General features: G+C 51.5%; 7 protein-coding genes. 5 read left to right on the top strand and 2 right to left on the bottom strand.

Translation table 11 applies throughout. The annotated features are described in order from the left end of the window. The first annotated feature begins 217 nt into the window (after positions 1-217). The 3 genes from VMT62_14635 (at position 218) to VMT62_14625 (ending at position 5,310) form a co-directional block, all read left to right on the top strand. The gene (locus VMT62_14635; protein HVN97663.1) at positions 218-2,050 is read left to right on the top strand and encodes a PAS domain S-box protein; all 1,833 of its coding nucleotides are present in this window, start codon (positions 218-220) and stop codon (positions 2,048-2,050) included. 154 nt (positions 2,051-2,204) lie between these two features. Further along, entirely contained in the window at positions 2,205-3,578 is a 1,374-nt protein-coding gene (locus VMT62_14630) for a DHA2 family efflux MFS transporter permease subunit (protein HVN97662.1), read from the top strand. A 103-nt stretch (positions 3,579-3,681) separates the two neighbouring features. Then, positions 3,682-5,310 carry a methyl-accepting chemotaxis protein gene (locus VMT62_14625; protein HVN97661.1) on the top strand — a complete coding sequence of 543 codons (1,629 nt, stop codon included), beginning with the start codon at positions 3,682-3,684 and terminating at the stop codon, positions 5,308-5,310. 55 nt (positions 5,311-5,365) lie between these two features. On the opposite strand, the gene VMT62_14620 is transcribed toward VMT62_14625, so the two are convergent. Continuing rightward, complete coding sequence (locus VMT62_14620; protein ID HVN97660.1) at positions 5,366-6,469, bottom strand: DUF362 domain-containing protein; 1,104 nt, start codon at positions 6,467-6,469, stop codon at positions 5,366-5,368. A gap of 88 nt (positions 6,470-6,557) precedes the next feature. On the opposite strand from VMT62_14620, the gene VMT62_14615 reads away from it, so the two are divergent. Further along, the gene (locus tag VMT62_14615) at positions 6,558-7,736 is read left to right on the top strand and encodes an acyl-CoA dehydrogenase family protein (GenBank protein HVN97659.1); all 1,179 of its coding nucleotides are present in this window, start codon (positions 6,558-6,560) and stop codon (positions 7,734-7,736) included. 83 nt (positions 7,737-7,819) lie between these two features. On the opposite strand, the gene mnmA is transcribed toward VMT62_14615, so the two are convergent. Further along, positions 7,820-8,887 carry a tRNA 2-thiouridine(34) synthase MnmA gene (mnmA, locus tag VMT62_14610; GenBank protein ID HVN97658.1) on the bottom strand — a complete coding sequence of 356 codons (1,068 nt, stop codon included), beginning with the start codon at positions 8,885-8,887 and terminating at the stop codon, positions 7,820-7,822. Positions 8,888-8,962: 75 nt separating this feature from the next. Between mnmA and VMT62_14605 the strand changes: the two genes are divergently transcribed. Beyond that, entirely contained in the window at positions 8,963-10,297 is a 1,335-nt protein-coding gene (locus tag VMT62_14605; protein ID HVN97657.1) for a S41 family peptidase, read from the top strand. The last annotated feature ends 200 nt before the right edge of the window (positions 10,298-10,497 follow it).

Genomic DNA, 10,497 nt, shown 5'->3' with positions numbered 1-10,497 from the left:
AGGTTTTGTACGGTCACCCGGGGTCATCGCGAAAAGTTTTTTCTAAAGTTTGCCGGCTATTGTGCGATAATATCACGGGGTATCTGTACCGTCTTCCATCTCTCAGGATATGATGGAGGAAACGAGGGGTTTTGTGCGCATACCGTGACTTTCTCAGGTCAAGCGCGTGCACATGGATAGGTGTGTCGGTATGAGGTCCCATCCCGAGGAGGGTGAGATGCGAGATCTGTCCAAAACGGTTCAAGAGTTACTTGAAGAGAATGCCTCTCTAAGACGGCAAATAAGAGAACTTGAGCAATCTAAAGAAATGTGGGCACGCACCGAAGAGGCGCTGAGACAGAGTGAACAGCGCTATCGTACCTTCATCGATTCAACGAAAGATATGGTATTTCTCAAGGACGAAAACCTCCGGTATATTCTTGTGAATAAAGAACTGGCCGCTTTCTTTGGAAAGACGGAACGCGAGATCATAGGTAAGACCGATTTTGATCTTATGCCTGAACAAGGAGCGGTTAGCTGCAGGCAGACGGATATGGAGGCCGTCAGTTCTGCGTCTATCGTGACCTCGGAAGAAATAACCGGTGGCAAAAGTTACGAAACGGTCAAATTCCCGGTAAGGTTAAACTTCGATAGAACAGGGGTGGGCGGATTTGTCAGGGACATTACCACCCGCAAGGAAGTAGAAACAAAAGTAATCGAATCGCAGGGGTCTCTCAATGCCATTTTGACGGCTTCCCCCATAGGGATCGGCAGGGTGATAAACGGCGCCGTCGATTGGGTGAATGACTCCTTGTGCCGGATGTCAGGCTATAACCGTGAAGAGTTGGAAGGAAAGAACGCCAAACTTTTCTTTGAGAGCGATGCGGCGTATGCCAGAGCAGGGAGCACTCTCTTTGAGGGAGGCCAGGCCGAAACGAGATTGAAGAGAAAGGATGGTACGGTACGCCACGTCCTCTTGCAGGTCTCCCCTATGGGCAATCTTTCTTATATCTTTACCGTTATCGATGTAACAGCGCAAAAGCAGACCGAAAAGGACTTGAGAAAGAGCGAAGTGCTCTATCGCACGCTGGTAGAAACATCGTCAGAGATCCTCATGCTCGGGGACGTGAGCCGCAACCGCAGGTACGTGTCACCCAACGTTACTAAGATTCTTGGGTATTCAGTTGAAGAGTTCCTTACAGGGGACCGGGCGGATTTCACACATCCCGATTCGTTGCCCACCGCCGAGTCAGCCCGTTCCTGGGCCCTTGACCATCCGGGCGAAACGGTAACCTTTGAGACGAAGAACCGCCATAAGGACGGCAGTTGGAGGTGGTTTGAAGCCACGCTCCGCAACATGCTCGAAGAGTCGAACGTGAACGCCATGGTAGTAAACCTCCACGACATCACTGAGCGCAAGAGGTCGGAAGAATATCTGCGTATGAGCCAGCTTCAGCTGTTGGAGGCGATGGACCTTGCGCACATCGTGTACTGGGAGTTTGACCCCGCGACTGATACATTCGTCTTTAACGACCCGTTTTATGCGTTTTACGCGACCACGGCCGAGCGGGAAGGGGGATATCGCATGACAAGGGAAGAGTATGCGAACCGGTTCATACATCCCGGCGATCTCGAGAGCTTCTATAGGGCGGTCAGAGAGAACGTCACGCAATCCGGCCCCGAATTGCTTCCCGATGTCGAAAAGCGCATTGTTCGTCGCGACGGAGAGGTGCGTTACGTGCTGACAAGGGCGAGGAAGGTCAAGGATAATTTGGGCCGTATCGTCAAAAGATATGGCGCAAACCAGGATATCACGGATCGTAAGCAGGCGGAAGAAGAACGGGAGAGACTGATTGTTGAACTGAAGAATGCGGCCTCACAGGTGCAAACCCTGTCCGGCCTGCTCCCCATCTGCTCATCTTGCAAGAAGATATGCAACGATAAAGGAAATTGGGAACAAATGGAGGTGTACATCAAGAACCGGTCGCAGGCTGATTTTTCCCACGGTATATGCCCTGAGTGCATGGCGAGGCTCTATCCTGATTGCACGACAGAAGGAACGGGCGAGTAGTGGAGCTGCCTTCACCCACCACGATTTGGTAGTGTCCTCAAATTAGGACGCTATTCACGATTTTCTGTTGATCTTGTAAGCAATAATTTAGTAAACTCCATTTCTGATATGGTCTTAACCCCGATAGATTCTGCCCGCGTGACCCGTCCCTAACATGCGCCGTTACCTCGTTTTCGTGAGTGCTGCCCTGGGTCTTCTGATGTATTCGATTGATAGCACGGCAGTCGCGGTTGCTTTCCCCAACTTCATGCGGGAATTCAACGCCAATGTACTCTGGGCCGCGTGGACTATTTCGATTTACTACATCGGAACCACCACCGCCATGCCGCTCGCGGGAAATCTGAGCGATATGTTCGGCCGCAAGAAGGTCTTTTTGATATCCCTCATACTTTTCACCGTAGGTTCGCTGGCCTGCGGTTTCGCGCCCAACATGTATACATTGATCGTCTTCAGGTTCTTCCAGGGCATCGGAGGAGCAAGCTTTCTTCCCACAGCGTCCGGGATTGTGGCCGATCACTTTCCGGAGAATAGAGAAAGGGCCATCGGCCTTTTCACGAGCATATTCCCCATAGGGGGGATTATCGGGCCAAACCTGGGCGGATGGATCGTGAGCCGATTTTCCTGGCGGTATATCTTCTATATCAATCTTCCGGTGGGTATCTGCCTCACAGCCTTAATCCTCGTGCTGCTTCGTGATACCCGGGTTTCTTCTCGACCCCGCGTGGACTTCAAAGGCGCCCTGTTAATGAGTGGCACCGTTCTTTTTTTGATGTTCGGGTTAAACATCGTGGCTGAGAACTTCTCTGTCCGTTCCCTTCTCTACACTGCGGGATTTTTATGCTTAAGTTTCATCCTGTTTCTATTGTTCTTCCGTCAGGAAAGAAGAGAGATCAACCCGATACTGGACCTTAGCCTGCTCAGATCCAAGCCCTTTCTCGCTGCCAACCTGCTCAACATGATCATCGGGGCCGCCGGTTTTGGAATCTTCTCCTTCGTGCCGCTTTTGGCCACCTCGGTCTACAAGCTGTCGACACTGATGAGCGGGATGATACTCACACCCCGCTCCATAGGAACTATTTCCTCTTCCGCGGTTACAAGTTTTCTGCTCAAACGGTGCGGATACCGTGTGCCCATGATAGTGGGGTTGACCATTATCTCCCTCACAACGATCATCCTCGGGCAAGGCCAGTTATGGGGTGCAGTGGCCGTCCGGATAGGGAGCGCAGAGGTACTCTCCATCCTTATACTGATTACGGGAGTGGGTATGGGGATTGCGTTTCCGGCTGCCAACAATGCGTGCATAGAGCTCATGCCGGAGAAAGTAGCCAGCATCGTCGGACTTCGGGGTATGTTCAGAACCGTTGGGGGCGCATTGGGCATTTCTATCATTACCCTCATTTTGCATTCGAGCGTGAGCCCGAGCACAGGTTTCAAGATTACCTTCAGCATCTTCGGTTTTGGACTTCTCTCATCTATCCCTCTGGTCATGCTCATGCCCACGGGAAAAAAAGGCTGGGGAGGGGCATAGGGCGTCCCTTAAGAAGTGTCGCAATTTGCCGAAAATACATCAAGATGAGCGCTCGCTTAGAGCATGGGCGGCGTTCTCAAAGCAATTTACAAGGAGCAAACCAATGAAAACCTGGCTCGGCAACTTAAAGCTCACAAAGAAGCTACTCGTGGCACCTTTCACCGCGGCCCTGTTTGTTGTAATCTTCGGAGTTGTTACCTATGTGGGATTCTACAAACAGAGGGGGGCAATGGATGACATCGTGAATAAGCGCTTTGGTTACTACCAATCCGCGTCAGATTTCTCCATAAAGCTTAATCAGCTGCAGTCAAAGCTCTATAAGCTTCAAGGGGCTGTGGCCGCTAACCTTCCGAGGTCCAAGATAGAGTACCTTGCACAGCAACAAACCGCTTCAATCAAAGATCTTTCGGATGCCCTGCAACAGTTGCGCAAGTCGCCCGGTTTGACCAAGGATGAGCAGACAATCTTTCAGGAGATGCTCGATCTCATGTCAAAATTTGAGGGACTTGCTCAGGATATCTCCAAGGAGGGCGCGGACAGCAACGCCTATGTTACCTTTGCCGACAGTCTGTCGGGAAGCATCAGCGAATGCGTCGACAGACTCATCAGTCTCGAAAAGAAACTCAGCAAGGATCAATATGACTCCTCGGCAAAAACTTTCAAACTGGGTCTTATGGTTTCGGTCGGGGTGTTCCTCGCAGCTATTCTCCTCCCCTTGATCATCAGTCTGACTATGCGATCTCTCATACTCTTTCCCATAAAGCAAACAGTGGATGTGATCCGGCGAGTGGCCCGAGGAGATCTGACCGGACGGATACCGGTCAGCACTTCCGACGAGATCGGTCAGATGGCAAACGACTTTAACCTCCTGGCGGAGACGCTCCACGACGCCATTAAACACGTGGCCAAGAGTAGCAACGACGTCTCCTCTGCTGCAAACATGCTTGACAGCGCGACCGAACATATGGCTGCTGGAGTGGAAGAGGCCGCCATGCAGGTGAACTCTGTGGCGGCTGCGAGTGAAGAAATGAGCAAGACCTCGTCCGAAATAGCCCAAAATTGCGTGATGGCGGCAAAGAGCTCGGAGCGGGCAAATGAGTCGGCAAGCACCGGAGAGGCCATCATACGGCAGACCATCGAGGTTATGAACCGCATTAATGAGAAGGTTAAGGATTCGGCTCAAATTATCAAGAACCTGGGGCAGAGATCGGACCAGATCGGTGAAATTGTGGGCCTCATCAACGATGTGGCGGATCAGACGAATCTGCTTGCTTTAAATGCTGCCATAGAAGCGGCGCGAGCCGGAGAACACGGAAGAGGTTTTGCGGTGGTGGCTGACGAGGTCAGAAAACTGGCGGAGAGAACGAGCGACGCCACAAAGGAGATCCGTGAGACCATCCAATCAATGCAGTCGGAAACTAAGAAGGCCGTTGTATCCATGGAAGAGGGTGTAAGCGATGTGGGTCAGGGCTCGGCCGAGGCGATCAAATCGGGCAATGCCTTGAAAGATATCCTCGACCAGATCAACAAAGTGACCGCCGAAATCAACCAGATAGCCGTGGCCTCAGAACAGGAAACGGCCACGACAAATGAGATAGCCTCCAGCATCCAGCAGATCTCTGTGGTTATGCAGGAGACGGCAAAGAGGATCCAGCAAAATGCCGAGGCATCGGCCAAGCTGGCCGATCTGTCGAAGAACATGAATGAAATGGTGGGGAGGTTCAGCCTCTAGGTCCGTCAGGGGTATGCTCAAAACCGATGCCCGCACACAATGATGGCGCATCACCTCAAACTTTTATAAGGGTGTATGCACGCTCGCCCAGGCCCAGCGTGGCAGCGTGGTTAAGCTGTATGCTCCAGTCTATGGCGGGATAAAGGGCTCTCCATTTGTCCTCGCCTTTTCCCAGACGGCGCTTGAGCGCCGTATCAGGCAGCGATTCCTCGTTGTTTACGAGGTCGCACGCAGCCTGATCGATGGCCACGGGATCGTCCGAGGCAAGGATACCAATGTCCGGCACTATGGGGGTGTCGTTACTCGGGTAACAATCGCAGGCCGGGCTCACCTGCAGAACGAAATTCAGGTAGACCGCTTTCTTTTCTTTGCCACGCAGCGCACCGGAGGCGTATTCGGCCATTTTTTTCTGAAAGGCATCGGGAGCTTCATCCCATCGGGTTTCAATCGCATTAAAAGGGCATATAAGAAGACACTCGCCGCAGCCTATGCATTTCTTTTCGTAAATTGAAGCCTTTTTGTTCACGAGCGATATGGCCTGGGCGGGACATGAGCCAAAACAGACCTTGCAACCCTTGCAGGTTTCCCGGTTCACCTGGGGTGCAAGGGAACTATGCTGCACGAGTTTGCCTTTTCTCGTGGCGCAGCCCATGCCGATATTTTTGAGTGTGCCCCCGAAGCCGGAAAGTTCATGGGCCTTGAAGTGTGTCACGACCACCATTGCGTCTGCTTCGGCGATCTCCTTTGCCACGCTCACCTCCTTTAACACTTCGGCCTCGACGGCTACCCTGGTTTCGCTTGCTCCGCGCAATCCGTCCGCAATGATGACCGGACATTGCACGCAGGCGTAGTCGAAGCCGTTCTTGACGGCCGTTTGAAGGTGGTTTACCGCGTCGCTGCGCGAACCCGTATACAGGGTGTTTGTGTCGGTCAGAAAAGGCTTGGCATTAAGTGCTTTGATCTGGCTAACGATTGTTGCTAAAAACACGGGTCTTAGATATGCGACATTTCCATACTCACCGAAATGCAGCTTGACTGCCACAATGTCGTTCTTTTTTATCTTTGTATTCAGCTTGACCCGATTCAAGAGATCCTCGATTTTATTCAACACATTTCTTTTGGGCGTGGTTCTGAGATCGGTGAAATAAACTCTGGACATGGTCTCTCCTTTTTTATTTGAATTACGGGAAAATTATGTTAGAAGTAATGCGGTTTTGTCAACTAAAAGTATCAGGAGGTTAATTCGGATGAGCCTATCAGAAAAACATATGATGATACAGAAGATTGCGGAAAAGATAGCCAAAGAAAAAGTGGCTCCGAGGGCGAAAGAGATCGACGCCACAGGAACCTTTCCCTGGGACATTGTGGATGTATACAAGAAGCAAGGTTTTTTGTATCTAATGCTCCCCGAGCTTTTTGGAGGCCTCGAGGGCGATATTACTTCCCTATGCCTGGTAATCGAAGAAATCGCCAAGGCCTCTGGATCCGCATCGTTAATCTGTCTTGCCCACAACGTGGGGCTTATGCCTGTGATGATCGCGGCCGACAATGAGCAGAAAGAGGATGTATTCGGCAAGGTGACGCGCTCGGACGCCAACTATCTCGCCGCGTTCTGCCTCACCGAGCCCGAGGCCGGCTCCGACCCTGCCCGTATGACCACGACCTTTACCAAGGACGGCGACAATTATTATCTTAACGGCAGAAAATCGATGATCACAAATGGGGCGAGCGCACAGATATATTCGGTGTTTGCCACAAGCGATCCAGCGCTCAGGCACCGGGGCATTACCGCTTTTTTTGTTGAAAGGGACTATCCCGGGGTGATCATAGGCAAGAATGAAGAGAAGATGGGTATGATCGGTTCGGATCTCACCGAGGTCACCTTCGATAACGTGAAGCTCACAAAGCACAACCTGCTGGGACAGGAAGGTCAGGGGTGGAGTGTAGCCATGGCCACGCTCAACCTCTCGCGGCCCGCTGTGGGGGCGCAGGCGTTGGGAATTGCCCAGGGCGCCTTCGACTTCGCTGTGGAGTACGCCTGGAACAGGGTGCAGTTCGGGCAGAAACTTTGTGATCATGAGGGCATACAGTTGATGGTAGGAGAGATGGCCATTGACCTTGAGGCGGCCCGGGCTCTCGTGTATAACGCGGCGCGGCTTCTTGATGAAGCCAAGGTACATGAGAGGGACAAAATGCGCGCTATAGCCGCCGACAGGGCCTCGGCCATCGCCAAGGTTTTTTCTGCCAATGCGGCCATGAAGGTCACCACCGACGCCGTGCAGATACTGGGAAGTTACGGCTATACCAAGGAATATCCTCTCGAACGGATGATGCGTGACGCCAAAGCCACGCAAATCTACGAGGGCGCGAACCAGATCGCGAGTATGCTCATAGCCAAGTCGGTATTCAGGAAGTTCAGGGGATAGTAACTCTCCGGAAAGTGAACGGGGGTTTGTTTACAGCCGGGAGAATATATGCTACCGGGCGAGCGTGTGCCGGGAATTTCTGCTCATTGGTTTGCCTGCCGCCCTCGTGTTTTGATGATACCCCCTCCGATCACGCGGTCCCCATGGTAGAGCACCACGGACTGGCCGGGTGTGACTGAAGATATGGGAGTTGCAAATTGTACCCGCAATGAATCTCCCTCCATCTCATAGGTGCAGGCCTCTGCCTTCTGGCGGTATCTGACTTTTCCGCTTACATTCAGCGAAGCATGGGAAAACATATTTACTTTTGATGCCGTAAGGCTCGTACACAAAAGTTCCTCTTTGCCGCCAACGATGATCAGATTCTCGTCAGGTATGATATCGACCACGTAAAGGGGCGTTCCGTACGGGATATTTATTCCCTTCCTTTGCCCGATGGTGTAGAAATAGAGGCCCCGGTGATTGCCGAGGAACGTACCATCCGTATGATAGATTGGTCCGGCCCTGGGTGCGATGTGCCGGGAGAGAAAGTCTCCGTAATCGTTGTCAGGAATGAAACAGATATCCTGGCTTTCCTCGATCATGTGAATATTCCACGACAGGTTTCTTGCACGCTCACGCAGGTCTTTCTTGGTGTATGGGCCGAGCGGAAAGAGCGTGTTCTTCAAAATGCTTTTGTCTACGGAGTAGAGAAAATATGATTGATCTTTATAGCCGTCGGCGCCTTTCTTCAAGCAATAGTCCCCATCTATCTCTTCAATGATGGCGTAATGCCCGGTGGCGAGCTTGTCGGCGCCCATGGAAAAGGCTTTTTTTGCGAAAGAGGAGAACTTGACAGACCTGTTGCACAGAATGCATGGATTTGGCGTATTGCCGGATTTATATTCATCTATGAAGGGGTGAATCACATGGGTTTCGAATTCCTGGCTCAAGTCCAGGACATAATGGGGGATCGAAAGATAGCGGGCTACCCCCTGCGCTCGGGCTACCGCGTGGTTGGAGTGAGAGCAGTAAAGGGATTCGATGAGCGGGGCGTGTTTTCCAAGAAGCTCGAAAGTCACGCCTACCACATTGTATCCTTTCTCTTTGAGAAGATATGCGGCAAAGGAGCTGTCAAAGCCACCGCTCATTGCCACAAAAACTGTTTCCATTGGGAGATGATACCATAAGGCCGAATCGAATTGAAAGTTACGCGGGATTGTAGTATTATCAGACCAGGAGGCATCATGAGCAGAAAAACTAAGGTATTCTTAAGTCTTTTTTTTGTCACTGTATTTATTTTCGGATTTCTTCTGGGGGCCCAGGGGAAGAAAGCGGCGGTAAGCTCCGACGATAAGGAAATATATGAGTATCTGAAGACGTTCTCCGACGTGATAGACCTCGTGAAAAAGAACTATGTTGATGAGGTCAAGGACAAGGATCTTATCTATTCCGCCATCAAAGGTGTGCTTGAGTCTCTGGATCCTCATTCTTCTTTTCTGCCACCCGACATGTACAAGGAAATGCAAACCGACACTAAGGGGGAGTTCGGCGGTATAGGTATCGAGATATCGATTAAAGACGGTTTCCCCATAGTGGTTACGCCTATCGAAGATACGCCTGCATTTAAAGCGGGGATCAAGGCCGGGGACCATATCATCAAGATCGACGGGAAACCCGCTAAGGACATGAACCTTGTTGATGTGGTCAAGATGATCCGCGGCCAAAAAGGCAAGGCGGTGCTCTTGACCATCGTGAGGGACGGGGTCCTCGGCATGAAGGATTACAGCGTGGTGAGAGATATTGTCCAGGTGAAAAGTGTCAAATTCAGGATGCTTGATGACGACTACGGGTACGTGAGAATTGTCCAGTTCCAGGAGAAGACTTCTAGAGACCTGGATGCGGCTATCAGGGAGCTGCAGAAGAGCGGTAAAGGAAAAGAGTTAAAGGGACTTGTCCTCGACCTGAGGAATGACCCGGGCGGACTTCTGGAGCAGGCCGTGGAGGTCTCCGACAAATTTTTAAGTGATGGCATCATTGTCTCCATCGAGGGAAGGGAGGCGAGCAAGAGACAGGATCTGGGCAAGACGAAATTTTACGCCCAGAAGAAAGACAGCGATTACCTGGGGCCCCTCGTAGTGATCGTCAATGAAGGAAGCGCGAGCGCTTCGGAGATCGTTGCCGGCGCTCTTCAGGACTACAAAAGGGCGGTAATCGTGGGTACCAAGTCTTTTGGCAAAGGTTCGGTGCAGACCATATTTCCCATGAGTGACGGTTCCGCCGTGAGGCTCACTACAGCCAAGTACTACACGCCCAAAGGACGTTCCATTCAGGGGGAAGGTGTCACACCTGACATCACTGTGGAGAACAACATGGTAAGGTCCAAGGACAAGATCGTCCCGTTGAAAGAAAAGGACCTGATCGAGCGAAAAGAAGACGCCGACAAAAACGGTGCTTCTGACAAGCAAGTGAAGAAGCCGGAAGAATCGGATGCAAAACCTCTTGAGGATGACGACTTCCAGCTGTATATGGGCGTCCAGATATTGAAAAGCTGGGAAGCCCTGAGGGGAAAAAGCTCCTGACGTAAGAGAAGATACCCGAAGAATCTAAGGGGTGATGAGAGGTCCTCCTCGGTCATCACCCCTTTTTTGCGTGTTGAATGAGTCTGTTTCTGAAATCGTCAGGGATTCTTTTTGGCTTGCCGTTTTTGTCTATGCATACTATCTGTGTGGTGCATCTGGTTGTCACGGTAGTATCTTTCGTTGCCGCGTGGGAGAGCACG

The sequence above is a fragment of the Syntrophorhabdaceae bacterium genome, from assembly GCA_035541755.1.
Lineage (GTDB): Bacteria > Desulfobacterota > Syntrophorhabdia > Syntrophorhabdales > Syntrophorhabdaceae > PNOF01.
Note: the sequence above shows the minus strand (reverse complement) of the source record. Positions and strands in the feature narration are given on the sequence as shown.